22 protein-coding genes are annotated in these 25551 nt (G+C 69.1%); 15 read left to right on the plus strand and 7 right to left on the minus strand.

Annotated elements, in window-relative coordinates; all coding sequences use genetic code 11:
* Positions 1 to 112: 112 nt before the first annotated feature.
* On the plus strand, positions 113 to 2323 hold the full coding sequence (locus tag AX769_RS06490; RefSeq protein ID WP_066277295.1) for an NADP-dependent isocitrate dehydrogenase: 2211 nt from the start codon (positions 113 to 115) through the stop codon (positions 2321 to 2323).
* A gap of 77 nt (positions 2324 to 2400) precedes the next feature.
* Here AX769_RS06490 and AX769_RS06495 read toward each other — a convergent pair whose 3' ends face one another.
* Positions 2401 to 3306 (minus strand): ROK family protein, encoded by a 906-nt coding sequence (locus tag AX769_RS06495; RefSeq protein WP_066277297.1) that lies wholly within the window; start codon positions 3304 to 3306, stop codon positions 2401 to 2403.
* A 232-nt stretch (positions 3307 to 3538) separates the two neighbouring features.
* Between AX769_RS06495 and AX769_RS06500 the strand changes: the two genes are divergently transcribed.
* The 7 genes from AX769_RS06500 to AX769_RS06530 all read left to right on the plus strand — a co-directional run bounded on the left by AX769_RS06500 (position 3539) and on the right by AX769_RS06530 (position 12236).
* Positions 3539 to 4702: an ROK family transcriptional regulator gene (locus AX769_RS06500; protein ID WP_239451959.1), complete on the plus strand. Its 1164-nt coding sequence runs from the start codon at positions 3539 to 3541 to the stop codon at positions 4700 to 4702.
* 94 nt (positions 4703 to 4796) lie between these two features.
* The gene (locus AX769_RS06505; RefSeq protein WP_204249330.1) at positions 4797 to 6143 is read left to right on the plus strand and encodes an extracellular solute-binding protein; all 1347 of its coding nucleotides are present in this window, start codon (positions 4797 to 4799) and stop codon (positions 6141 to 6143) included.
* A 55-nt stretch (positions 6144 to 6198) separates the two neighbouring features.
* A complete protein-coding gene (locus tag AX769_RS06510; RefSeq protein ID WP_066277300.1) occupies positions 6199 to 7134 on the plus strand; it encodes a carbohydrate ABC transporter permease in 936 nt (311 codons plus the stop codon).
* Positions 7131 to 8087 (plus strand): carbohydrate ABC transporter permease, encoded by a 957-nt coding sequence (locus AX769_RS06515; RefSeq protein ID WP_204249331.1) that lies wholly within the window; start codon positions 7131 to 7133, stop codon positions 8085 to 8087. Before AX769_RS06510 ends, AX769_RS06515 begins: the two co-directional genes overlap by 4 nt.
* An 8-nt stretch (positions 8088 to 8095) precedes the next feature.
* Entirely contained in the window at positions 8096 to 9760 is a 1665-nt protein-coding gene (locus tag AX769_RS06520) for a beta-N-acetylhexosaminidase (protein ID WP_066277302.1), read from the plus strand.
* A 46-nt stretch (positions 9761 to 9806) separates the two neighbouring features.
* On the plus strand, positions 9807 to 10592 hold the full coding sequence (gene nagB, locus AX769_RS06525) for a glucosamine-6-phosphate deaminase (RefSeq protein ID WP_066277303.1): 786 nt from the start codon (positions 9807 to 9809) through the stop codon (positions 10590 to 10592).
* Positions 10593 to 10676: 84 nt separating this feature from the next.
* A complete protein-coding gene (locus AX769_RS06530) occupies positions 10677 to 12236 on the plus strand; it encodes an amidohydrolase family protein (RefSeq protein ID WP_066277306.1) in 1560 nt (519 codons plus the stop codon).
* A gap of 11 nt (positions 12237 to 12247) precedes the next feature.
* On the opposite strand, the gene AX769_RS06535 is transcribed toward AX769_RS06530, so the two are convergent.
* The 5 genes from AX769_RS06535 to AX769_RS06550 are packed head-to-tail and all read right to left on the minus strand — an operon-like array spanning position 12248 to position 17406.
* A complete protein-coding gene (locus AX769_RS06535) occupies positions 12248 to 13774 on the minus strand; it encodes an FGGY-family carbohydrate kinase (RefSeq protein WP_082763533.1) in 1527 nt (508 codons plus the stop codon).
* A 2-nt stretch (positions 13775 to 13776) separates the two neighbouring features.
* Entirely contained in the window at positions 13777 to 15261 is a 1485-nt protein-coding gene (locus AX769_RS06540; protein ID WP_066277309.1) for an FAD-binding oxidoreductase, read from the minus strand.
* A gap of 43 nt (positions 15262 to 15304) precedes the next feature.
* Positions 15305 to 15841: an SDR family oxidoreductase gene (locus tag AX769_RS06545; RefSeq protein ID WP_255359425.1), complete on the minus strand. Its 537-nt coding sequence runs from the start codon at positions 15839 to 15841 to the stop codon at positions 15305 to 15307.
* Positions 15838 to 16080, minus strand: a complete 243-nt coding sequence (locus tag AX769_RS25660) for an SDR family NAD(P)-dependent oxidoreductase (RefSeq protein WP_255359426.1) — start codon at positions 16078 to 16080, stop codon at positions 15838 to 15840. The genes AX769_RS06545 and AX769_RS25660 overlap by 4 nt, the downstream gene beginning before the upstream one ends.
* Positions 16081 to 16119: 39 nt before the next feature.
* Positions 16120 to 17406: an MFS transporter gene (locus AX769_RS06550; RefSeq protein ID WP_066277312.1), complete on the minus strand. Its 1287-nt coding sequence runs from the start codon at positions 17404 to 17406 to the stop codon at positions 16120 to 16122.
* A gap of 134 nt (positions 17407 to 17540) precedes the next feature.
* On the opposite strand from AX769_RS06550, the gene AX769_RS06555 reads away from it, so the two are divergent.
* Together AX769_RS06555 and AX769_RS06560 are read left to right on the plus strand one after the other, a co-directional pair.
* Positions 17541 to 18155 (plus strand): NAD(P)-dependent oxidoreductase, encoded by a 615-nt coding sequence (locus AX769_RS06555; RefSeq protein WP_082763535.1) that lies wholly within the window; start codon positions 17541 to 17543, stop codon positions 18153 to 18155.
* A 130-nt stretch (positions 18156 to 18285) separates the two neighbouring features.
* Positions 18286 to 19134, plus strand: a complete 849-nt coding sequence (locus AX769_RS06560) for an HAD family hydrolase (protein ID WP_066277316.1) — start codon at positions 18286 to 18288, stop codon at positions 19132 to 19134.
* Positions 19135 to 19143: 9 nt separating this feature from the next.
* Here the strand turns inward: AX769_RS06560 and AX769_RS06565 are convergent, their stop codons facing one another.
* Positions 19144 to 19554, minus strand: a complete 411-nt coding sequence (locus AX769_RS06565) for a RidA family protein (protein WP_369824069.1) — start codon at positions 19552 to 19554, stop codon at positions 19144 to 19146.
* 92 nt (positions 19555 to 19646) lie between these two features.
* Here AX769_RS06565 and AX769_RS06570 point away from each other — a divergent pair, with 92 nt between their 5' ends.
* The 5 genes from AX769_RS06570 (at position 19647) to AX769_RS06590 (ending at position 25550) form a co-directional block, all read left to right on the plus strand.
* Positions 19647 to 20909: an alanine racemase gene (locus AX769_RS06570; protein WP_066277320.1), complete on the plus strand. Its 1263-nt coding sequence runs from the start codon at positions 19647 to 19649 to the stop codon at positions 20907 to 20909.
* Between the two features lie 77 nt (positions 20910 to 20986).
* Entirely contained in the window at positions 20987 to 22204 is a 1218-nt protein-coding gene (locus tag AX769_RS06575) for an ROK family transcriptional regulator (RefSeq protein WP_082763537.1), read from the plus strand.
* Positions 22205 to 22324: 120 nt separating this feature from the next.
* Complete coding sequence (locus AX769_RS06580) at positions 22325 to 23677, plus strand: extracellular solute-binding protein (RefSeq protein ID WP_066277324.1); 1353 nt, start codon at positions 22325 to 22327, stop codon at positions 23675 to 23677.
* Complete coding sequence (locus AX769_RS06585) at positions 23677 to 24672, plus strand: carbohydrate ABC transporter permease (RefSeq protein ID WP_066277328.1); 996 nt, start codon at positions 23677 to 23679, stop codon at positions 24670 to 24672. Before AX769_RS06580 ends, AX769_RS06585 begins: the two co-directional genes overlap by 1 nt.
* Positions 24669 to 25550, plus strand: a complete 882-nt coding sequence (locus tag AX769_RS06590; protein ID WP_082763538.1) for a carbohydrate ABC transporter permease — start codon at positions 24669 to 24671, stop codon at positions 25548 to 25550. The genes AX769_RS06585 and AX769_RS06590 overlap by 4 nt, the downstream gene beginning before the upstream one ends.
* The last annotated feature ends 1 nt before the right edge of the window (position 25551 follow it).

Below are 25551 nucleotides of genomic sequence, written 5' to 3' on the forward strand. Positions count from 1 at the left end.
TTGCGACGTCGAAGCGGCCGGTTGCCGCCTCGCGCAGCCCGCACTCGGCCAGACAATGTATCTTGATATCGAGATACATTGCTGTCTGGAGACCTAAGGAGCCGTCACGCGAATGAGCAAGATCATCTACACCCTGACCGATGAGGCGCCGCGACTCGCGACCTACTCGTTCCTTCCCATCATCGAGGCGTACGCGGCGAAGGCGGGTGTCGACGTCGAGACCCGCGACATCTCGCTCGCAGCCCGCATCCTGGCGCACTTCCCCGAGCGTCTCACCGACGCCCAGCGCGTGCCCGACACCCTGGCCGAGCTCGGCGACCTCGCCGAGACACCCGAGGGCAACATCATCAAGCTGCCCAACATCTCGGCATCGGTGCCGCAGCTGAAGGCCGCGATCGTCGAGCTGCGCTCGCAGGGCTTCGACCTGCCCGACTACCCCGACGAGCCGACCTCCGATGAGGACAAAGACGTCAGGGCGCGCTACGACAAGGTCAAGGGCTCGGCCGTCAACCCCGTGCTGCGCCAGGGCAACTCCGACCGCCGCGCACCCGCGTCGGTCAAGCAGTACGCCCGCAAGCACCCGCACCGCATGGGCGCGTGGAGCCCCGACTCGAAGACGAACGTCGCGACCATGGGCGTCGATGACTTCCGCTCGAGCGAGAAGTCGGTCATCGTGCCGGCCGCGACGAGCGCGAAGATCGAGTTCACCGGCGACGACGGCACGGTCACGGCGCTGCGCGACGGCATCGCGCTGAAAGAGGGCGAGGTCATCGACGCCACCGTCATGCGCGTCGGTCCGCTCCGCGAGTTCCTGAAGGCCCAGATCGCCCGCGCCGCTGCGGACGACGTGCTGTTCTCGGTGCACCTCAAGGCCACGATGATGAAGGTCTCCGACCCGATCATCTTCGGCCACGCGATCCGCGCCTTCTTCGACGACGTCTTCGAGAAATACGGCGCCGACCTCGCCGCCGCCGGTCTCAACCCGAACGATGGCCTGAACGCCATCTACAACGGCCTCGAGTCGCTGTCGAACGGCGCAGAGATCCGTGCCGCCTTCGACGCCGCGATCGCCGCCGGCCCCGCCCTGGCGATGGTCGACTCCGACAAGGGCATCACCAACCTGCACGTGCCGAGCGACGTCATCGTCGACGCGTCGATGCCCGCGATGATCCGCACCTCGGGTCACATGTGGGGCCCGGACGGCGCCGAGCACGACACGCTCGCCGTCATCCCCGACTCGAGTTACGCCGGCATCTACCAGGCGACCATCGACGACTGCCGCGCCCACGGTGCGTTCGACCCGGCCACGATGGGCTCCGTGCCCAACGTCGGGCTCATGGCCCAGGCAGCCGAAGAGTACGGCTCGCACGACAAGACCTTCGAGGCCCCGGGCACCGGCACGATCCGCGTCATCGACGCCTCGGGCGCCACCCTGCTCGAGCACGCCGTCTCGTCGGGCGACGTGTGGCGCATGTGCCAGACGAAGGACGCCGCCATCCGCGACTGGGTCAAGTTGGCCGTCACCCGTGCCCGCGCGTCGCAGACGCCCGCCGTGTTCTGGCTCGACGAGACCCGGGCTCACGACTCCGTCCTCATCGGCCTCGCGAAGACGTACCTCGCCGACTACGACACCGCGGGCCTCACGATCGAGATCCTGTCGCCGGTCGACGCGATCGACTACTCGCTCGAGCGCATCCGCCGCGGCGAAGACACGATCTCGGTGACCGGCAACGTGCTGCGCGACTACCTCACCGACCTGTTCCCGATCATGGAGCTCGGCACGAGCGCCAAGATGCTGTCGATCGTGCCGCTGCTGAACGGTGGCGGGCTGTTCGAGACCGGCGCCGGCGGCTCCGCGCCGAAGCACGTGCAGCAGCTGGTGAAGGAGGACTACCTGCGCTGGGACAGCCTCGGCGAGTTCCTCGCGCTGGCCGCGAGCTTCGAGCACCTGGCGACCACGACGGACAACGCCCGCGCGCAGATCCTGGCCGACACGCTCGACAAGGCCACGGCCACCTTCCTCGACGAGAACAAGTCGCCGTCGCGTTCGGTCGGCTCGATCGACAACCGAGGCAGCCACTACTACCTCGCCCTCTACTGGGCTCAGGAGATCGCCAAGCAGACGGTCGACGCCGAGCTGGCAGCCGACTTCGCTGCGCTGGCGAAGCTGCTGGCCGAGTCGGAGGAGACGATCACCGCCGAGCTCATAGCCCCGCAGGGTCACCCCGTCGACATCGGCGGCTACTACCGCCCCGACGACGCCAAGGCGAGCGCGATCATGCGCCCCAGCGAGACGCTCAACGGGGCGCTCGCCAGCCTCTAGCAGTCCGAGACCTCAGAATCGGCGGCTTTCGACCTCGCGAAGCCGCCGATTCTGAGGTCTCGCGGGTTTCGCCAGGCTCAGGCGCGCAGCACGCTCTCGGGGCGGCCCAGCATGGCCGCCCCGACAGCGGCGACCGAAAGGCCCTCGGGCAGCAGGCGGATGCGCTCGGGCAGGTCGAGCGACGCCAAGAACTCCGACTGGGCGGCCCAGTCGTCGAGCACGTCGCGCACGCACTCGAGCAGCGGCGGCCCGACGTGGCTGAGCCCGCCGCCGATCACGACCGATTCGACGTCGACGGTGAGCACCAGGATCCTGACGGCCGCGGCCACGCCCGTGGCCAGAGCCGTGCGGATGCGGCGCGCCTCGGGGTCGCCGGCGTCGGCCGCCGCGAACAGCGCCTGGGCGGGGTGCTCGGCCCCCGTGGGCCACTGGCGCGCGATCGCCGACCCCGAGGCGATCGTCTCGAGGCAGCCGCGCTGCCCGCACGGGCAGACGAAGCCGGACGGGTCGATCGGGATGTGGCCGATCTCGCCTGAGACACCGCGGGCACCCCGCCAGAGTCGGCCGTCGAGTACGATTCCGGCGGCGAGGCCGGTTCCGAGGTTGAGGTAGGCGACTGGGCCGTCGAGCCCCATGAGGTGGTAGGCGCCGAGGGCAGCGGCGTTGACGTCGTTCTCGACCGAGACGGGAACACCGGTCAGGGCCGAGAGGTCGTGCCCGAAGTCGACGTCGTCGAAGCCGAGGTTCACCGCGTGCCGCACGCGACCGGTGGACGGGTCGACGAGCCCCGGGATCCCTACGCCGATCGACTCGAAGTCGTGGCCGGTCGCATCGCGCAGCCGTGCCAGGGCCTCCGCAGCGTTCGTGAGCACGGCGAGGTCGCCGAAGCCGGACGCGAGGCGCAGGCTCTCGATGGGGGCGCCGTCGTCGTCAATGGCGACGGCGTCGATCTTCGTGCCCCCGATGTCGAGGCCGACTCTCATGCGGCGGGCCTCTCTGCGCAGGCTGATGGAGCGGACATGTTTGTTAGTAAAGCTTACGAATCGGATTCGGCGCAACCGCCCCGTTCACTTCTTTACGTCGAAAGACGCCGGGATTGCTGATGTGTTTCGGCGGCGTTAACTCGCCGTTCGCCTCTTGACTTTTGTTTGTAAGGGCAATTTACTAACACCACCGGCCACCCGGCGGGCCTCGACGAGACGAAAGCGAGCAGTCATGACCGACGACGTGATGACCACGGCATCGAGCCAGAGCAGCCCCCGCCGCCGCCGTGTGTCGACGAAGGCGCTGCCGCAGCACAACCGCGTTCACAACCGCGCCGTGGTGCTGCAGGCGCTCTTTCACCAGGGTGCCATGAGTCGCGCCGATCTCGCTCGCGAATCGGGCCTGACGCGGCCGACCGTGTCGGTGCTCGTCGCCGAGCTGGAGGCCGACGGCATCGTCTCCGAAATCGGCCAGCGCGAAGACGCCCGCGTGGGCAAGCCCGCGACTCTCGTCGAGATCAACTCGGACTCGTTCCACATGATCGTGCTCGACCTGTCGAGCGCCGACCGCTTCGTCGGCGCCGTCGTGAACCTCCGCGGCGAGGTCGTCGACCGGGCCGAGATCGAGCTCGACGGCGCCGTGCGAGAAGATGCGATCACCCGCGTGATCCGGCTCGGCGAGAGGCTGTCCGCTCTCACGACCCGTCGCATCCTGGGCATCGGGGTCGGCTCGCCCGGCATCGTCGACGACCAGGGCGTCGTCCGTGAGGCGCTCCACCTCGAGTGGTTCGACCTGCCGCTGAAGCAGCGCCTGAAAGAGCACTTCCGCGTGCCGGTGCGCGTCGCCAACGACGCCAACGTCGCCGCTCTCGGCGTGCACACCTTCCGCGAGATCCCGGGGCTCAGCCTCATGGTCGTCACGATCGAGCACGGCGTCGGCGTCGGCCTCATCATCGGCGGCGCGCTCGTCGAGGGCGAGCAGTTCTCGGCCGGCGAGATCGGCCACGTCACGGTCGGCGCCGACGGCGAGGGCGACCTCTGCACCTGCGGCCGCCGGGGCTGCCTCGAGACCGTGATCGGTGCGCGCTACCTCAGCGACCGCATCGAAGGTCTCGACGACGACGCTCGCGACGAGGTGCTCCGCGAAGCCGGGCGTGCCTTGGCAGTCGTGTCCGCGCCCGTGATCAGTGCTCTCAACCTCAACGAGGTCGTCCTCTCGGGCCCTCGCCATCTTCTCGACGGCCCGTTCAGCGACGCCGCCCTCGAGACCGTCCGGGCTCGCACCCTCTCGGCCGTCAGCAACGGGCTGTCCATGCGGACGACCTCGGGCGACGCCGACCTCGTGCTGCTCGGCGGCGCCTCGCTCGTGCTGCAGGCCGAGCTCGGCGTCTCCTGACCCGTTCCACCTCCAGATCCTGACCCATCGTTCCTGACCCACCGACCCACCACCCCGACACATCGCCTCACCACCACACACAGGGAGAAACACAGTGCGATACAAAGCAGTGGCATCGAAGAAGCGAGCCGCAGCCGTCGCCGGCCTCGGCCTCGCGGCAGTCCTCGCCCTCAGCGCCTGCTCGAGCGGCGGCAACGCAGCCGCCGGCTCGGGCTCGGCGCAGAAGGTCCCCACCACCTCCGGCAAGGGCAAGACCCTCACCGTCTGGGTGATGACGGGCGACTACACGCCGAAGACCATCGCCGCCATCAACAAGGAGTTCACCGCCAAGACCGGCGCCAAGGTGAACGTCCAGACCCAGCAGTGGACGAACATCACCACGAAGATCTCGACGGCCCTCGCCACGAGCACCCCGCCCGACGTGCTGGACCTCGGCAACACCCAGGTCGCCAGCTACGCCGCCAACGGCGCCCTCAAAGATCTGACCTCGTACAAGAAAGACCTCGAGCAGGGGCAGACCTGGCTGGGCGGCCTCGAGCAGCCCGCGACGATCTCGAACAAGCTCTACGCGGTGCCCGGGTTCGCCGGCGCCCGCGCGGTCATCTACAACAAGCCGATGTGGGCGAAGGCCGGCATCACCACCGCCCCGACCACCTACTCCGAGCTGACGGCCGACCTCGACAAGGTCAAGGCGCAGAACACCGCCTCCGACTTCTCGCCCTTCTACCTGCCCGGGCAGTACTGGTACGCCGGCATGCAGTTCGTCTGGGACGCGGGCGGAGACATCGCCACGCCGAGCGGCAAGAAGTGGACGGCCGGGTTCACGTCCGCCAAGGCGCAGAAGGGTCTGAGTGACTTCAAGACCTTCCAGAACACCTACTCGACCAAGGCCTCGCAGACCCTCGACACCGACACGCCGGCACAGGAGACCCTCTTCGCCGACGGCAAGACCAGCGCGATCCTCGACAACAACTGGGCGCTCGGCCTGATCCAGAAGGCCAACCCCAAGCTGACGAACGCCGACCTCGGCAGCTTCCCCTTCCCCGGCAAGTCCGGCTCGACTCAGCCGGCCATGCTCGGCGGCTCCGACTGGGGCATCGCCCAGAAGTCGAAGAACTCCGACCTCGCGCTCGAGTGGACGAAGCTCGCCACGAGCCCGTCGATCCAGTCGAAGTGGGTCTACGGCAACGACGGCTGGATCCCGAACTCGACCGAGGGCATCAAGGCCGCCGACGCGACGGTCGACCCCTTCCAGAAGGGCTTCTTCGACGCCGCTCTGAACTCGAAGGCCACACCGGCCTCCGGCAACTGGGCAGCTCTCGAGGGCAACAGCGACATCAACCAGCTGTTCGAAGCAGTGGCGTCAGGATCGAAGACGCCTGAGGCTGCGGCCCAGACCTTCGACTCGGCCGCGAACACGCAGCTCAACACCACCAACTAGCACCGACTGACACCGCTTCACCACGCACCACCGATCGGAAAGGGAGAGATCAGCCATGGCCATCTCGATTGCGAGACCGTCAGCGCCGACTCGCGCCAAGAAACGTCGCAGTTGGGCGCCGCTCTGGCTGCTCTCTCCCGCCGGCATCGTGATCCTCGCGGTCACGGTCGCCCCGATCGTCTACCTCGTCTTCACGTCGTTCACCGACTACAACCAGCGCTCGCTGTTCACCGGGGCGTACGACGCGGTCGGGCTGTCGCAGTACACGGCGCTCCTCTCCGACCCCGCCTTCTGGTGGTCGCTCGTCCGCACCGTGCTCTTCACGGCGGCGATGGTGCTCGGCAGCATCCTCGTCGGCACGGGCATCTCGCACCTGCTGACGAGGCTCGGCACCGCGATGCGCTACGCCGTCACGATCGTGCTGATCTTCGCCTGGGCGATGCCGAACGTCGCGTCGTCGATCGTCTGGAAGTGGCTCTTCCAGCCCGGCTACGGCATCGTCAACTGGCTGCTCACCCAGACCCACCTCTTCGGCGACATGACCAACACGGCGTGGAGCAACTCGGCGGGCCTGTCGTACCTCGAGATCTGGCTGCTGATTGTGTGGCAGGCCGTGCCCTTCATCGCCCTCACCCTCTACGCGGCCGAGACGCAGATCCCGGTCGAACTGAAGGAGGCCGCTCGCCTCGACGGCGCCTCCGAGTGGGGCGTCTACCGCATCATCACGCTGACGTTCTTGAAGCCCACGCTGCTGCTCGTCACCATCCTGTCGGTGATCTGGGACTTCAACGTGTTCAACCAGATCTGGCTCGTCTCGCAGGGCGGACCCGACAGTGCCACCTCGACCCTCGGCGTCTATTCGTTCGTGACGGCCTTCGTCGGGTTCCAGATCGGCAAGGGCGCGGCGATCTCGGTGATCACGACGATCCTGCTGCTCATCATGACCTCGTTCTACATCCGCAACCTGCTTCGATCGGGAGAAGACCTGTGACGACCACAGCACCCACCGGAACCGGAACCACCCAGCCCGAGTCGAAGGCCGAGGCGAACGCCGTGGCCGACGCTGCCGCAACCGAGCGCGCGACCGACGGGCCTCGTTCGACGACCAAGCCGCGCCGCCGCCGCAAGCGCCGCTGGGGCAGCAACACGATCGCCGTCGTCTTCTGCGCGATCTGGATCTTCCCCGTCTACTGGATGGTCAACACCGCGTTCAAGCCGACGTACGAGGTGATGACGACGACGCCGCTGTTCGCACCCGAGCACCCGACGATCGCCAACTTCGTCGACGCCATCACGCAGTCGGACTTCCTCATCGACCTGCGCAACAGTGCGGTCGTGGTCGTGGCCGCGGTGATCCTGTCGATCCTGCTCGGGCTCTTCGCTTCGGCAGCTCTCTCGCGCTTCCAGTTCGCCGGGCGCCGCACGATCATGGTGTTCATCCTCGTCGTGCAGATGCTGCCGTCGACGGCGCTGCTCATCCCGCTCTTCCTGCTCTTCAACCAGGCGGGCCTCCTCGGCACGTACTCCGGCCTGATCCTGGCGTACGTCGGCAGCGTGCTGCCGTTCTCGATCTGGGTGATGCGCGGGTTCTTCCTGGCGATCCCGATGGAGGTCGAAGAGGCCGCCCGCACGGACGGCGCGAACACCTGGCAGGTCCTGACGAAGGTGCTCTTCCCGCTCGTCATGCCCGGTGTCATCGCGACCGGCGTGTTCGCCTTCATCGCCGCCTGGAACGACTACCTCGTCGCCTACGTCTTCATGAAAGACCAGTCGCACTACACGTTGCCGCTGTGGCTGGCGTCGTTCTCGACCCCGACGACGGGCACCGATTACGGTGGACAGATGGCCGCGTCGGTGCTCTTCTCGCTGCCCGTCGTCGTCTTCTTCATGATCATCCAGCGCAATCTGGTGTCGGGCATGTCCGCCGGCGCCGTGAAGGGCTAAACCACGCAATGACAAGCACCACGGTCTCCGTCGTCCCCGCACCCGTCTCCGTGGAGGAGGGCGTGGGTGAGTTCCTCCTCGACGGCGCGACGCAGATCGTCGCGCCCGACGAGCTGGCCGGCACCGTCGCGTGGCTGCAGTCGGCGCTCCGGCCGGCCACGGGCCTCCTCCTGCGGGCGGGCGGCCCTGACGCCCGGCAGCCCGTGTCGCGGGCCATCGTGCTGGGCATCACCGCCGAGCTCGCCCCTGCCGAGTACCGCCTCGAGGTGACCGTCGACGGCGTCGTGCTGCAGGGCGGCGACGAGGCCGGCCTCTGTGCCGGCTGCCAGACCTTCCTGCAGCTGCTGCCGCCGCAGATCTACCGTCGTAGCCTCGTCGAGGGCGTCACCTGGGCCGTGCCCGCGGTCACGATCGTCGACAGACCACGGTTCGGCTGGCGTGGAGCCATGCTCGACGTCGCGCGGCACTTCATGCCCAAGCACGACGTCATGCGCTTCCTCGACCTGATGGCGCTGCACAAGCTCAACGTGCTGCACTGGCACCTGACCGAAGACCAGGGCTGGCGGGTCGAGATCCTGCGCTACCCGCGGCTCACCGAGGTCGGGTCGTGGCGGCACGAGTCGCAGGTCGGCGCCGGGCCCGACGCCACCTTCGACGGGCGCCCGCACGGTGGCTTCTACACGCAGGCCGACATCCGCGAGATCGTCGCCTACGCGCGAGCCCGACACATCCAGGTCGTGCCCGAGATCGACGTGCCCGGCCACTCGCAGGCCGCGATCGCCGCCTACCCCGAGCTGGGCGTCGGCGGCGCCGCCGTGCACCGCGACGTGCACACCGGCTGGGGCATCATCGAAGACGTGCTCAACATGGAGGAGTCGACGCTCGACTTCTACAAGAACGTCTTCACCGAGCTGATGGAGCTCTTCCCGTCGCCCGTCATCGGCGTCGGCGGCGACGAGTGCCCGCGCGACCAGTGGCGCGCCGACCCACGCACGCAGGCGATCATGCGCGAACGTGGTTTCTCCGACGAGGCGCAGCTGCAGGAGTGGTTCATCCAGGGGCTCGACGCCCACATCACCGACCACGGGCGCAGGATCTACGGCTGGGACGAGATCCTGGAGGGTCAGGTCTCGTCGTCGGCGATCGTCGCCTCGTGGCGCGGCATGACCGGGGCAGTGACGGCCGCCCGCCGGGGTCACGACGTGGTCGCGTGCCCCGACGACCAGGTCTACCTCGACTACCGCCAGACCGAGCTGCCCGACGAGCCGATCCCGGTGTCGATCCCGCTCACGCTTCGCGACGTGTACGGGTTCGAGCCCGTGCCCGCTTCGCTGTCTTCGTCGGAAGCCGAGCACGTGCTGGGCGGCCAGGGCAACATCTGGACGGAGCACATGGACTCGGCCCGCACCGTCGACTACCTCGTCTTCCCCCGCCTCTGCGCGCTCGCCGAGGCCGTGTGGTCGCCGAGGCCCGACTCCGGTGAACGCGACTTCGAGGAGTTCTCGGCGCGCATGGCCGTGCACCTCGAGCGCCTCGACGCGATCGGTGTCGAGTACCACCGCGAGTCGGGGCCGCTGCCGTGGCAGAAGCGCCCGGGCGTTCCCGGGCGGCCGGCGACCCGCGAGGAGCGCGCGGCGTACTTCGAGGAGCTCGTCGCCGCCATCACCGACTGACCCCTAGCTGGCGTACCGCCCGCTCGACGTAAGGAACACGCCCGCCGTGGAGATCATCATCCTGCCCACCCCCGAAGACGTCGGCCGCGTGGCCGCGGCCCTGATCGCCCGCGTGGTGACCGACAAGCCCGACGCCGTGCTCGGCCTCGCCACCGGTTCGTCGCCCCTCGACATCTACCGTTCGCTCGCCGCCCGGGTCGCCGACGGGTCGCTCGACGTGTCGCAGGCGTCGGGTTTCGCGCTCGACGAGTACGTGGGGATCCCGCTCGAGCACCCCGAGTCGTACGCGGCGGTCATCGCTCGCGACGTCGTCGAGCCGCTCGGCATGGACCCCGCCCGCGTGCGCGTGCCCGACGGCCGCGCCGCCGACCTCGAGAAGGCGACGCGCGAGTACGACGAGGCGATCGCTCTCGCCGGGGGAGTCGACATCCAGATCCTCGGCATCGGGGCGAACGGGCACATCGGCTTCAACGAGCCGACGTCGTCGTTCGCCTCGCGCACTCGCATCAAGACGCTCGCGCCGTCGACCCGCGAGGCGAACGCGCGCTTCTTCGACGATCCGGCCGACGTGCCGACGCACTGCCTGACGCAGGGGCTCGGCACGATCCTCGACGCGAAGCGGGTCGTGCTCGTGGCGCAGGGCTCCGGCAAGGCGGCGGCGATCGCTCGCGCCGTCGAGGGCCCCCTCGCGGCGATGTGCCCCGGGTCGGCGCTGCAACTGCACCCGCACGCGACGATCGTGGTCGACGAGGCCGCTGCCGCGCAGCTCACGCTGACCGACTATTACAAATACACGTACGCCAACAAGCCGGAGTGGCAGCGGTTCGAGTGAGCGCCCGGCCACCCTTACCTTTTCGGCAGGATCTGGTAGTCCTGCGGGGCAGGGTGTGCCGAAAAGATAAGGGTGGGGGCGGCCGTGAGCGGGTTCGTCGTGCGCGGTAGCACCGTGTTCGACGGCTCGGGCGGGGCGCCGCAGAGAGCAGACGTGCGCGTGCGCGACGGGCTCGTCGCGGAGGTCGGGGCGGGGCTGGCAGTTCTGCCCGGAGAGACGGTGGTCGAGGCGCAGGGGCTGGAGATCCTGCCGGGCTTCGTGGATGTCCATTCGCACGACGACGCGGCGCTCTTCCGCGCGGGCGCCCTGGCGCCGAAGACCGGCCAGGGTGTCACGACCACGGTGATCGGCAACTGCGGCCTCGGCGTCGCGCCGTCGTCGCCCGGGCTCGCCGAGAGCGCCGCACCGGTGCTCGGGCCGTTCCCCGCCGGTACCTGGGCGACGTTCGGCGACTATCTGGTGGCGGTCGCCGCGTCGGCTCGGTCGGTCAACACGGTGGCGCTCGTGCCGCACGCGCCGTTGCGCGCGGCCGCCCGCGGGCTCGAGCGCGGGCCGGCGAGCCCTGCTGAGATCGACCTGATCGCAGGGACAGCCCGCGACGCACTCGACGCGGGCGCGGCCGGCATCTCGCTCGGCCTGATGTACTCGCCCGGCGACTCTGCCGAGCGCCCCGAGCTGCTCGCCCTCGCGCGCGCGGCGGCCTCGCGCGGCAAGCTGCTCGTGGCCCACATCCGCAACGAGGCCGACCACCTGCTCGAGTCGATCGACGAGCTGGCGTCGCTCGGGTTCTCGAGCGGTGCGTCCGTGCACATCAGCCACCTCAAGGTCACGGGGCCGGCGAACCGCGGCAGCATGCCTCGCATCCTGCAGCACCTCGACGACCTTCGGGGCGACGGTCTCGACATCACCTGCGACGTCTACCCGTACGACGCGGGCAGCACCACGGTGGTCTCGCTCTTCCCCCCGTGGGCGCAGTCGGGCGGTGCTGCCGGGCTCGTGCGGCTGCTCTCGTCGACGGCCGGGCGGGCCGAGGTGCTGGCGAGCCTCGCGAGCCCGTGGGAGGGCACGGCCCTCGAGAACCAGTGGGCCGCGATCGGGCCGGCGCGCATCGTGGTGGCCGGGTTCTCGGACCATGCTCTCGTCGCCTATGAGGGTCTGTCGGTCGACGCGATCGCGGCGTCGCGCGGCCAGGACCCGCTCGAGACCCTCGCCGACCTCGTCGTCGCCACCGACGCGCAGCTCACCGTGATCGTCTTCCACACCGACGCGGACGGCATGCGCAACGCCCTCGAATGGGAGCACACCCTCGTCGGCAGCGACGGCCTGCCGCGCGAGACCGGCTTCGTGCACCCGCGGCTCTTCGGCACGTTCCCGGCCGCGCTCGCCCTGGCGGGCCCCGCCCCTGCCGCACGTGCCCGCATGATCAGGCGGATGACGCAGGATGCCACGGCCCGCTTCGGCATCGCCGGTCGCGGCCGCCTCGCCCCCGGCTTCGCCGCCGACCTGCAGCTGATCGACCCTGCCGCCTACGCCGACCGCGCCAGCTACGCCGAGCCGCGACGCGGCCCCGCGGGCCTGCGCGCTGTCCACATCGCCGGCGTTGCGGTCACGACAGCCCCCGCCGGTCGCTTCCTCGCCGCCTAGCGGCACTGCCCTTACCTTTCCGGCAGGTCCTGACCGTCCTCTGGGGAAGTACGTGCCGAAAAGGTAAGGGCCTGACCGGGATCGGCCGTGAGGAGGTCGCAGGACTCCGCCGCGACAGAGAGGCGCGCGTAGAGCGGATCGGTAGCGGACGTGATCGCGGCGTGCACCTCGCCGAGGCGGCCGTAGAGCTCGTGCCGCGCCGGGTCGGGCACGAACTCGTCGCGCACCGTCACCATCGCGGCCTGCGCGGCGGCGAACGACGGGTGCACCTCGAGAGCCACGGCCGCGCAGATGGCCGCGCCGAGTCCGGCGCCGTCGGTGGTCGCGGGGCGCCGCACGGGCAGGCCGAACGTGTCGCTGATGATCTGCGCCAGCAGTGGCGAGTCACTCCCGCCGCCGGAGATGAGCACCCGCTCGAACGCGATGCCGAGCTCGCCGGCCATCAGGTCGGCCCGCTGCTTCATGGTCAGGGCGATGGCCTCGAGCAGCGAGCGGTAGACGTGTCCACGCCCTTGGCGGCCGTCGAAGCCCAGGATCGATCCGCGACGGTGGGGTGCGTCGTCGGGCGCCAGCCAGTCGAGCACCGTCAACAGCCCGTTCGAGCCCGCCGGGACATATTCGGCCTCGAGGCCCAGCAGCTCTTCGAGGCTCTGCCCGCGCGCCGACGCCTCGGCGGCGCAGGCCGGCCCGAGGAGATCCCGGAACCAGCTGATCGTCCACATGCCGCGACGGATGCCGCCGCTCTCATAGAGGTATTCGCCGGGCACCGAGGCGAAGTTCGACCAGAAGCCCGAAGCCGACGGTCGACTCGACGAGCCGAGGGTCATGCTCGTGATGTACGTGCCGAGCGAGATCAGCAGGGTCGTGGGTTCGGACAGCCCGCTGCCGAGAGCTTCGACCGCCTTGTCGTTCGCCGTAGCGACGACCGGCAGGCCCTCGGGCAGGCCCGTTGTGGCCGCCGCCGAGGTCGTGACGTGGCCGAGGAGCTCTCCCGGGTCGACGAGCTGCGCCAGCTGATCACGCCGGATGCCGAACGAGGCGAACTCGTCGCCCTGGGGAAGCCATCGCCAAGCCGCCGCGTCGATCGGCCACTGCCCCTGATGGTTGGCGCTCGTGTCGACGAAGCGGCCCGTCAGCCGGTGCGTGATGTAGCCCGAGGACGTCGTGACGCGGGCCACCGCCTCGTCGGTGTGCTCGTAGGGACGGGAGACGCGGGAGTCCATCCAGCTCAGTACCGGCGACGCGAGCGAGCCGTCCGCTCGCAGCAGGGCTCGGCAGAACCGGATCGTGCACAGCCCGACGCCCGCGATCGATGTGCGGTCCAGCCCCCTCTCGTCGAACGCCGCCATCGCTGCGCGCGACGCCGCACCGATCGACTCCCAGAGGTCGTCGCCCGGGTGCTCGACGACGCCGGGTACCGGGGTGTCATAGGGCCGGAGCGGGCAGCGTCCGCTCGCGACGACCGTGCCGAGCGCGTCGAAGACGGTGACCTTCGACGACTGCGAGCCGTTGTCGATGCCGACCAGATAGCGCGCCACGATCAGGTACGGGGCGCGACGCCCGCGCCGTCGACCGGGAAGATCGTGCCCTTGTTCATGATCCCGTTCGGGTCGAACTGGGTCTTGAGCCCCTCGAGGATGGCGTAGGCCGAGCCGTGCTCCTCGAGGGTCCACGGGGTGCGGTACTTGCCGATGCCGTGGTGGTGCACCATCGAACCGCCGCGGCGGAGGGCTTCTTCGACGATGATCGCATTCAGAGGGACGTGGTACTTCTCGATCTCCTCTTCGGGCGCGCAGTCGATCCGGTAGTCGTACACGAAGTAGAGGTTCGTGCCGGTCTGGTAGCTGTGCGACGAGTGGCCGCCGAGCATGGTGAGGTCGGAGGCGAACGGGAACTCGTCTCGGATCCTGCGCATGACCGTGTCGTAGATCGCGCCGACCTCCGACCAGTCGGCCGAGATCTCGGTGGTGTAGCCGAGGTGCGCCTGATCGCGCATCACCTCTTTTTCGGCCTCGATCTTGTCGGGGCCCCAGTTGAGGCCGTCGAACCACGCCTCGATCAGGAGCGGGTCGACCTTGTCATGGCGGTGTTCGCCGAAGACGCGCTGGATCTCGTGACTGGTGGCTCTCACGATCCCCGCCGGCCCTTCGGCGACGAAGACGACGACGCACTTGCCGTCCGAGAAGTGCGCGAAGTGCTGACGGGCGTCTTCGGGCGAGTAGAGACGGGCGACCGAGGGCCGGAAGCCGCCCACGAGCACTTCACGCAGGATCGCGAGGCCGGTCTCCATGTCGTCCACCAGGGCCCCGTGGAACTCGTTGTTGTCGGGCTGCCAGCGGAACATCTTGACGGTCACCTCGGTGACGAAGCACAGCGCGCCCTCGTTGCCGATCACCACGTGGCGGATGTCGGGCCCGGCCGAGCGGCGCGGAACGTTCTTGATGCGCGTGACCGAGCCGTCGGCGAAGACCGCCTCGAGCCCGACGACCATGTCTTCGATGGCCCCGTAGAGAGTCGAGAACTGGCCGATCGAGCGCGTCGCGACGAGGCCCCCGTACTGCGCGAGGGGCTTCGACTGCGGCGAGTGGCCGGTGGTGTAGCCGAGGGGGCGGAGGGTGTCCTCGACCGTCTGGAGCGGGGTGCCGGCCTGAACGGTGACCTGCATGTTGGTCTCGTCGACGCGCAGGATCGCGCTCATCCTCGACCCGTCGAGCACCACCGTGTCGACGACGCTCGTCTCGAGCCCACCCTCCGTGCCGGTGCGCCCGGTGCGCGGCACGACGTTGACGAGGTTGCGATCGGCGAACGCCAGCACGGCGCTGACGTCGCCGGTGCTTTCGGCGTAGACGATCGCGGCGGGCGGCGGGGCGTCGAAGATGCCGTGCACCGACTGGTACTTCTTGAACCGGTCGACGCTCGCTTCGGCGAGGTGGTCGGGGTCGGTGTCGATCTGGTCGGCGCGGACGATCTCGGCGAGGGCTGCGACGATCTGCGAGCGTTCGAGGGTGGAGACGGACTCGATCATGGGGATGCTTTCTGTCGATGGGTTGTCTGGAGTGCGGGGTGCGTCAGCGCACGAGGTAGCCGCCGTCGACGGTCAGCACGTGCCCGTTGACATAGTCGGAGGCGCGGCTCGCGAGGAAGACCGTGGCGCCCATGAGGTCGGCGACGTCGCCCCAGCGAGCAGCCGGGATGTGGTCGAGCACGCGCTGGTTGGTGACAGGATCCGAGCGGGTCGCCTCGGTGATCTTCGTTGCGAAGTAGCCCGGCGCGATCGCGTTGACCTGCACGCCGTGCTGCGCCAGCTCGTCACAGTACGCGCGGGTGAAACCGACGATGCCGTGCTTCGTGGCCGCGTAGGCCGGCGACTGCTGACCGCCCAGGAAGGCGAACAGCGACGCGATGTTGATGATCTTGCCCGAGCCCTGCTCGACCATGCGGCGAGCGGCCTCGTGGCCCAGTTCGAACGGCGCGGTCAGGTTGACGGCGATCATGGGGTCCCAGTCGTCGCGGCCGAAGTCGTCGACGGCGCCCAGGCGGCAGATCCCTGCCGAGTTCACCAGGATGTCGACCGATCCGAGGCGTTCGACGCAGCTGTCGATCACGACCCTCGGCGCCCCGGCGACGTGATGTCGATCTCGACGAACTCGTAGCGCGACCCTTCGGCCTCGACGAGGTCGCGGGTCGTGCCGTCGTCGTCGACGATCGCGGGCACGAAGACGTCGGCACCGGCCTTCGCCAGAGCAAGCGAGAACGCTCGACCGAGACCGGTGTTGCCGCCCGTGACGATCGCGGTGCGGCCGGCGAGCGAGAAGTGGTCGAGCGAGAAGTCGGAGATGTCCACGGGGTCCTTTTCGAAGAGGGGAAGAAGGGGAAACGGAGGTCAGACGAGAGCGGGTGCGGCCGCGCGTCGGGCGACGAAGCGCCGCGTGGCGACGGTGAGGCCGAAACCGACGAGGCCGGCGACGACGAGCAGGCCGAACAGGCTGGTGTAGCCGCCGCCCTGCTCGGGCACTCCGGCCGCGGAGTCGCCGATCCACCAGGCGCAGAGGGCGGGCAGGAACGCGTCGGGCAGATAGCCGATCCCCGAGGCGAGGCCGATCACCCCGCCCCGTTGCGCTGTGGGCACGCCGAGCTCGCCGACGGTCGCCCAGTAGACACCGCGGCTCATGAAGACGGCGAGGCAGAGCACGAGCAGGAGGGCGAGCGCGACGCCGACGAGAGCGGGCGTCTTCGGCAGCACCAGGAACGCGGCTGCCAGCAGCGCTGAAGCGGCGAACATCCAGCCGAGGAATCGCGGGGTCGAGTGCGTGACCTTGTCGACGACGACGCCGCCGGCGGGGCCTCCGACGAACTGGAACACGTAGCTGCGAATCACTCCGATCACGGCGATCGCGGTGACCCCGACGCCGAAGCCGCTCTGCAGCAGCGGCGAGAAGTAGGCGAGGGTCGTGTAGAAGCAGAAGGCCATGGCGATCGTCGTGCCGATCAACCAGGTCAGCGGGTTCCGGGCCGCGGCGACGAGCTGAGTCAGCGTGACCGTGGTCGCCTCGAGGGCATCGAGCTTCGCCGCGTCTTCGCGGACGACCAGCCACACGACGACCGCGAAGACGAGGCAGAGGACTCCGTAGACGCGGATGAGGCTGAGCACGCCCGTCGCCGGGACGACGGCTGTCGAGACGATGGCCGCGCCGATCAGGCCGATGACCGTCGACGTGACGCCCCGGATGCCTTCCAAGAACCCGAAGCTGCGCCCCTCGCTTCCGGGCTTGGCCAGCAGCCCGATCGACTTGACCAGCGCCGACCAGTAGAGGCCGGTGCTCAGCACGGCCATCGCGACGTGTGCGACCAGCGCGCCCACGAGCCCCGGGGCCGTCGCGACATAGAGGTCGGCCAGCCCGACACCGGCGAGTGCCACGCAGATGAGCAGCCGTGGGGAGTACCGGTCGGCGAACCAGCCGCCGACGAAGTACATGATCGTCGCGGTGGCGCCGAAGACCGAGACGACCGTGCCGTACTCCTGACCGGTCAAGCCGAGGGCTTCGGCGGTCTCGGGGAGGAAGACGAAACGGATGTACGCCACCTGGAAAATGACCCCGCCTGTCATCGACAGGAGAACGAAGGTCAGTGTGTTGCGGGACGGGCGCAGCGTCATCAGGGGGAAAGTCATGGGGCCACCTCGTCGTGGGATCGGAGCGAACTCGACGACCATAGACGGACGCTGTATGAAATGTCAATTCCGGGTATGAATCACCTGTTCGACGAGGTCGCCGTGCAGAACCCCCGGCGTGGTTGGGTAGGGGGATGAGAGTTCTCGTACTGGGCGCGACGGGCAAGACAGGGCGACTGGTGCTGGAGCGCGCCATCGCGGCAGGGCACGAGGTGACGGCGCTCGTACGCGAGCCGACCAAGCTCGGCACACTGCAGGGGGTCCGCTCGCTCACCGGCGACGCGACCAGCGCCATCGACATCGCGGCCGCCGTCGACGGCCAAGACGCCGTGCTGAACGCGCTCGGCTCGCGCGACCTGCGTCACCCCGTCGAGGCCGCCTCGACCAGCGTTCTGCTGCCGGCCGCTGCGAAGGCCGGCGTGACGCGCCTCATCGTGTGCTCGGCATTCGGCGTCGGCGAGTCGCGCGACGGGGCGAACGCCTTCCAGCGGGTCTTCTTCTCGTCGGTGCTGCGCCGCGTCTACGCCGCGAAGGAGGCCGCTGACGCTGTCGTGCGCTCGTCCGCCTTCGACTGGACGCTGGTCTACCCGACGCGGCTCGAGAACACGCCGGCCACCGGGCGCGTCCTCGCGGTCGAGAGCTTCTCCGGCGTCGGCAGGGTTTCGCGAGCCGACGTCGCGCAGTTCATGGTCGACCAGCTCGAGAGCGAGAAGTGGTCGCGCAAGACGGTCATCGTCTCCGGGCGGTGAGCCGTCACGACACCGACCCGTTACAACACCGACCCGTTACAACACCGACCCGTCACGACACCGACCCGTCGCATCCTGCCCCCTCATCGCGGGTGCGAGAACACACGGCCTGCGGCGTGAGAATGGTGACGTGACCCGCACCCTCTACGTGACCGACCTCGACGGCACCCTTCTGGGCCCCGACGCTCGGGTCAGCGATTACACCCGCGAGACCGTCAACGCCCTCGCCGAGTCGGGCGAGCTGATCTCGCTGGCCACCGCGCGGTCGCTGCACTCGCTGAGCATGGTCACCGAGGGTCTGCGTCTCGCCGGGCCCGCCGTCGTCTACGGAGGCGCGTTCGTGGTCGACCTGTCGACCGGCGAGAACCTCGTCGAGCAGACCGTCGCCCCCGAGATCGTCGACGGGGTGCTGGCGGCGTTCGACCGCCTCGGTGTCGCACCGCTGGTCTACTCGGTGCGGCCCGGCGATCGCGCCGACACCGTCGGCTGGGTGGCAGGGCAGGAGAGCGCGGGCATCCGGTGGTACCTCGGCGACCGCGGCTCCGACCCACGGTGGCGGCCGGTGGCGCACCAGCGCGAGTTGGCGCGCGTCGGGACGTTCTCGATCGTGGCCATCGGGCCGTGGGCCGAGCTCGAACCGGTCGCCAGGATCCTGCGGCAGGATCTCGGCGGGGACGTCGCCGTGTCGCTGCAGGAGGAGACGTATGTCGAGGGGACGTACTGGCTCGAACTGGCGGCGCCCGGCTCGACGAAGGGAGTGGGTGTGCGGACGCTCGCCGATCTCACCGGGGCCGAGCGCATCGTGTGCTTCGGCGACAACCTGAACGACCTCGACATGTTCGAAGTCGCCGACGAGGCCTACGCCGTCGAGAACGCGCACCCGGAGGTGCTCGCCGCCGCCACCGGCGTCATCGGCTCGAACGCCGACGACGGCGTCGCGCGCTGGCTGTCGGCCCGCCTCGGGGCCGTCGCCCGCTAGCTCTGCCGGTCAGCGGGAGAGGATCGCGAGGCCGTCGATCTCGACGAGCATCGCCTCGTTCGGCAGCTCGACCATGACGGTCGTGCGGGTGGGGTAGTCGCCGGAGGGGACGTTCGCCGTGAGGTACTCGGCGTACGCCGCGTTCATCTCGGCGAAGTCGCTGCGCTTGGTCAGGAAGACGCGCAGCGAGACGATGTCCTCGAAGGTGCCGCCGGCCGCCTCGACGATCGCCTTGACGTTGTCGAGCGTGCGGACGGTCTGCGAGGTGAGGTCGTCGGGGTGGAGGTAGGCGCCCGACTCGGGATCCTGCGGGCCCTGACCGGACACCGACAGGAACCCGCCCTTCGCCACACCCTGCGAGAATGTCGTCAACGGGGTCGGCGCGCCGGAGGTCTTCACGGAAGTCTTGCTGTCGGTCACGGAGGGGTCCATTCTGTCTTCATCGCGTTGATCGGTCGTCGATGCTCTGACTCGAAGCTAGTACAGCGCCACTCTCACCAGGAGGCACGAGCATGGCGATCAACGCCATATCGGCGACCAAGGTCGCCTTCACCGACCAGCCATGGCCCATCCCGCTCGACGAGCTGCCCACGCCGCTGCTGACGGTCGACCGGAGCGCCCTCACCCACAACATCGACACCATGGCCACGTGGTGCCGCGAGTCGGGCGTCGACCTCGCGCCGCACGGCAAGACGACGATGGCACCCGAGATCTGGCAGCAGCAGCTCGACGCCGGCGCCTGGGGCATCTCGGTCGCCACCGCCTACCAGGCCGAGGTCGCGCGAGAGGCCGGCGTGCGGCACGTCATCCTGGCGGGCACGTCGTTCTCACCCGAGGCTCTCGCGCGTCTGGCCGAGCCCGGCAGCGACGTGCTGATGTGGCTCGACTCGGTCGACGGGGTGCGGATCGTCGACGAGGCGCTCGCGCGCGGGGGCGCGACGCGGCAGTTGCCGATCCTGGTCGAGCTCGGTGCTTCGGGCGGTCGCACCGGCGCGCGGTCGCTCGACGCGGCGCTCGCCGTGGCCCGGGCCGTCCGCGAGGCGGACAATCTCGTGCTGGCCGGCATCGCCGGCTACGAGGGGGCCCTCAGCCACGAGACGGATGCCGCCGCCCTGCATCTCGTCGACGACTACCTCGCGACCCTCATCGAGTTCCGCGACCTGCTCGACGGCATCTCGTTCGCCGACTGGCTCGACCGCGGCGGCGAGGTCGTGCTGACGGCGGGCGGCAGCATCTACTTCGACCGCGTCGTCGAGGCCCTCGGCTTCCGGCACGACCCCCTCGGCCAGCGCGGGGTGCCGACCCGCGTGGTACTCCGCTCGGGGGCCTACGTGACGCACGACCACGACCACTACCGGCGGCTCACCCCGTTCGCCCGCACCGAGACGGACGTCGGGTTCCGGCCCGCGCTCGACCTCTGGGCGAGCGTGCTCTCGCGCCCCGAGCCGACCCTGGCACTGCTCAACGTCGGGCGGCGCGACACCGCCGACGACGAGGGTCTGCCGATGCTGCTCGAGGCCTACCGGCCGGGGCGCGGGCCCGCGCAGCGCGTCGAGGGGGCTGTCGTCGGCGCCGCGGTCACGGGGCTGAACGACCAGCACGCCTTCGTGTCGTTGCCGGCCGGCTCGACCCTCGCCGTCGGCGACCTGGTGCGGCTCGGCATCTCGCACCCGTGCACGACCATCGACAAGTGGTCGGAGATCGCCACCATCGAAGACGGCCGGCTCGAGCCGCGCTTGCCGCTGGTCTCCGGCCGGATCACGACGCGGTTCTGACCTGCGCGATCGGGACTCGTGTTTCCGATCTGTAAACAAACCTTTCAGTTAAGAAGGTTGTCTATTACAGTCGTGGCATGCCAACGCCGAGCCGCCCAGGGACGCCCGCGCTTCTGCGCGTGCTGAACGACCGCACCGCGCTCGGCCTCCTGCTCGAGCACGGCCCGATGACTCGCAACGAGCTCGCCCGCCTCTCCGGCCTGTCGAAGCCCACTGCCGCCGAGATGATCCGCCGCCTCGAAGAGGCCGAGCTCATCGCTGTGTCGGGCGAGTCGTCGTCGGGCCGCGGCCCGGCCGCCCTGCAGTACGCCGTGCTGACCGATCGCGCCATCGGCGTGGCGATCGACGTCCAGCCGGCCGGCATCAGCGCCACGGTCGTCGACGCGACGGGCCGGCCCGACCACGTCGTGTTCGAGGCGACCGACGACGCCCCCGACGGCACCGACGCCCACGCCGACCTCGCCCGCGCGATCGAGAGCGCGTGTCTCGCCGCCGGGCGCGATCCCGAGTCCGTGACGGTCGTCTGCGTCGGAATCCAGGGCTCGGTCGAGCCCCGCACAGACGACCTCGTGTTCACCGACGAGCTGCCCGGGTGGCCGAGGCACCAGGTCACCGAGACCCTGTCGAAAGCGCTCGGCGCCCACGTGATCATCGAGAACGACGCCAACCTCGTGGCCATCGCCGAGCGCCGCGAAGGCTCGGGGCAGGAGGCGACGACGTTCGCCCTGCTCTGGATGGGCAACGGCCTGGGCCTCGCTCTCGACTTCGGCGGCAGCGTGCACCGCGGTGCCGCGGGCGGGGCCGGTGAGATCGGCTACCTCGGCGCCCCCGTCGACGCCTCCGAGTTCGACTCCGACGCACGTCTCGTCGACGACCTGGTGACGAGCCGCACGATCGAGCTGCTCGCCGGGCGGCACGGGATCGAGGGCGAGAGCCTCGGCGACCTGCTCGAGGCGATCGATCAGGATCCTGCCCGCCTCGCCATTCTCGACGAGCTCGCACCACGCGTCGGCCTCGTGGTGATGCCGGCCCTCGCCGTCGTCGACCCCGAGCTGGTCATCCTGCACGGCCCCATCGGCACGGCCTTCGGCGTCGACCTCGCGTCGCGGGTCGAGGCCTGGCTGCACGAGCACAGCCGCTGGTCGACCCCGGTGGTCGGCCCCTCGATCTCACAGACCCCCGTCCTCCACGGTGCACGGCACGTCCTCATCGACGCCGTGCGCCAGGCCCTCGTCGAGGCCGTCGCGCATCTGCCCGACGCTCCCGGCGCCGACCCGCCCGTCGTTCCCGCCTAGACCCGCACGCGTCGATCGAGCCCTCTCGCAGGGCCGTTCGGCGCGCCCGAAAACCACCCTCGCATCACCGCGCTCCACCACGTCAGGCTCCACCACCCTTCCAGGAAGTGAGGCTCCACCATGAAGAACACCCTCCCTCTGCGACGACACGTCACCCGCAAACGGCTGATCGCGGCGGCGTCGCTCACGCTGGTCGGCGCGCTCGCGCTGACCGGCTGCTCCGGCTCGGGCGGCGCCAAGATCGACGCGTCCGCCCCCAAGCACCTGAGCGGCACCGTGTCGCTCTGGCACTTCTTCACCGGCCGCGAAGCCGGTGTCGTCCAGACCGCTGTGAAGGGCTTCGAGAAGAAGTACCCCGACGTCAAGGTCGACGTCCACAGCGGCCAGGACGACACCAAGCTGCAGCAGGCGATCTCGTCGGGCCAGAACATCGACGTCGGCATCTCCTACTCGACCGCCATCGTCGGCAGCTTCTGCTCGTCGGGCGCCTTCCTCAACCTCGGGCAGTACATCAAGCGCGACAAGGTCGACCTGTCGGACATCCCGAAGGTCGTCCGCGGCTACACGTCGTACAAGGGCAACCAGTGCACGCTGCCGGCCCTCGCCGACACGAGCGGCCTCCTGATGAACACGAAGGAGCTCGCGGCGAAGGGCATCACGACCCCGCCGAAGACCCTCGACGAGCTCGAGGCTGACGGTCTCAAGCTCACGACCTACAACTCCGACGGCTCGATCAAGCAGCTCGGCTTCAACCCGCTCATGAGCTTCGAAGAGAACAGCCCCGAGCACTTCGCCCCGATGATCAACGGTACGTGGCTGTCGAAGTCGGGCAAGTCGGAGATCGGCACGAGCGCCGGCTGGAAGAAGCTGATCGAGTGGCAGAAGGCCTACGTCGACAAGATCGGCTACGCCAAGCTGCAGGCGTTCACCTCGGGTCTCGGCCAGGAGTTCGCGGCCGACAACCCCTTCCAGACCGGCCAGGTCTCGATGGTGATCGACGGCGAGTACCGCACCGCGTTCATCCAGTCGCAGAAGCCCGACCTCCAGTATTCGTCCGCGCCGACCCCGGTGATGTCCGGCTACGGCACCTACGGCGCGTCGTACATCGCGGGCAACGTCGCAGGCATCGCCAAGGGCTCGAAGCACCCCGAGCTCGCCTGGGCCCTGCTCAAGTACCTCGCGCTGAACACCGACGCGCAGGTGCAGATCGGCAACGGCCTGAAGAACGTGCCGACCATCACCTCGGCGCTGGACTCGCCGAAGCTCGAGGTCGACAAGAACTACAAGACGTTCATCGACGCCGCGAAGAACCCCGCCACGATCACCTCGCCGGCCACCTCCGACGGCGCGGCCTACATCGGCACCTTCACCAAGATGTGGACGGCGTACCAGTCGGGCGGCGGCGACCTCACGGCGCAGCTGAAGACGCTCGATAAGAACATCGACAACGAGAACGCGCTGACGGGCCCGTGATGACCGCGCCCACCACCACCTCGCGCCTCGTCCGGCGGCGCGCGACCGCCCCGGCGCCCCGTCGGCGGTCGGCCGAGCGCCGCCGGAGGCGCGTCGCCCTGGTCATGCTGAGCCCCGCGATCGCGGGCCTCCTCATTTTCTTCGTCTATCCGCTGCTCGCCTCGGTGTACTTCTCGTTCACCCGCTACAACCAGCTCTCGAGCCCGCAGTGGGTCGGCCTCCTCAACTACCGCTATCTGTTCACGCAGGATCCGCAGGTGGGCGCGGCGGCTCTCAACACCCTGTGGTTCGTCGTGATCCTGGTGCCGATCCGGATCGTCTGCGCGTTGCTGGTGGCGGGCCTCCTGGTCCGTGCCCGCACCGCCGCCGGCTTGTGGCGCACGATCTTCTACCTGCCGGCCCTCGTGCCTCCGGTGGCGAGCGTCGTCGCCTTCGTCTTCCTGTTCAACCCGGGAACGGGGCCGGTGAACCTGATCCTGAAGTTCTTCGGCATCCACGGGCCGCTGTGGTTCAACAGCCCGTCGTGGTCGAAGCCGTCGCTCGTGATCCTCGGCGTGTGGGTGATGGGCGACATCATGATCATCTTCCTGGCGTCGCTGCTCGATGTGCCGAAAGAGCTCTACGAGGCGACTTCGCTCGACGGGGCGAACGGCGTGCAGCAGGTGCGGCACATCACCCTGCCGATGATCGCGCCGGTGATCGGCTTCGCGATCGTCACCGGGGTGATCGCGGCCCTGCAGTACTTCACCGAGGCGGCCGTCGCCTCCGGGGTGGCGAGCGGGCAGGCGACCGTCGGCGGCGGTTCGAGCGCCAACCTCGGGTATCCGGGCACGTCGCTGCTCACCTACACCGAGCTGCTCTACCAGCACGGCTTCGCGAACTTCCAGTTCGGCTACGCCTCGGCGATGGCGGTGGTGCTGTTCGTGATCACCGCCGTGCTGCTCGCGCTGACCATCCGACGCATTTCCGTCTTCCGACCGGAGGTCGACAATTGACCACCATCTCGAGACCCCTCACCGGGGCCGCAGCGCGACGGGCCGAATCCGGCCGTGGGCCCCGCATCCTGCGATGGATCGCCCAGCACGTGGCGCTCGTCGCCGTCGCGATCCTCTGCATCGCCCCGATCGTGTTCGTGGTGCTGACGTCGCTGATGTCGAGCAACCAGGCGCTGACGGCCTCGATCATCCCCACGCATTGGGAGTGGTCGAACTACCTGCGCGTCTTCACGACGGTGCCGCTCGCGCAGTGGTTCGGCAATTCGGCGATGTATGCCGTGCTCGCGACGCTCTTCATGCTGCTGTCGAGCGTGCCAGCCGCCTACGCGCTGGCGCAGATCAAGTTCAAGGGCGCGAACCTCATCTTCATGGCGATCATCATCACGATGCTGCTGCCTCCGCAGGTGACGGCCGTGCCGGTCTACGTGCTCTGGAGCGGCCTGCACCTGACGGGCACGCTGTGGCCGCTGATCCTGCCGAACCTGCTGGGCGACGCGTTCAGCATCTTCCTGCTGCGGCAGTTCTTCATGACGATCCCCGCCGAGTACGGCGACGCCGCGCGCATGGACGGCGCGGGGGAGTGGCGGGTGCTCTGGAGCGTGATCGTGCCGATGGCGCGCCCCGGCATCGCGAGCGCTGCGATCTTCATGTTCTTCAACTCTTGGAACGACTACTACGGGCCGCTGCTCTACACGTCCGAGAACTCGGCCAACTGGCCGGTGGCCTACGGGCTCGCCACCTTCCGCGGCGAGCACGGCACGGACTGGTCGATGACCATGGCGCTCACCGTCGTGATCATGCTGCCGGTCGTCATCATCTTCTTCTTCGCCCAGAAGGCATTCGTCGAGGGCATCGCACTATCCGGAGTGAAAGGCTGAC

Origin of the sequence: Frondihabitans sp. PAMC 28766 (genome assembly GCF_001577365.1) — a bacterium.
Classification (GTDB): domain Bacteria; phylum Actinomycetota; class Actinomycetes; order Actinomycetales; family Microbacteriaceae; genus Frondihabitans.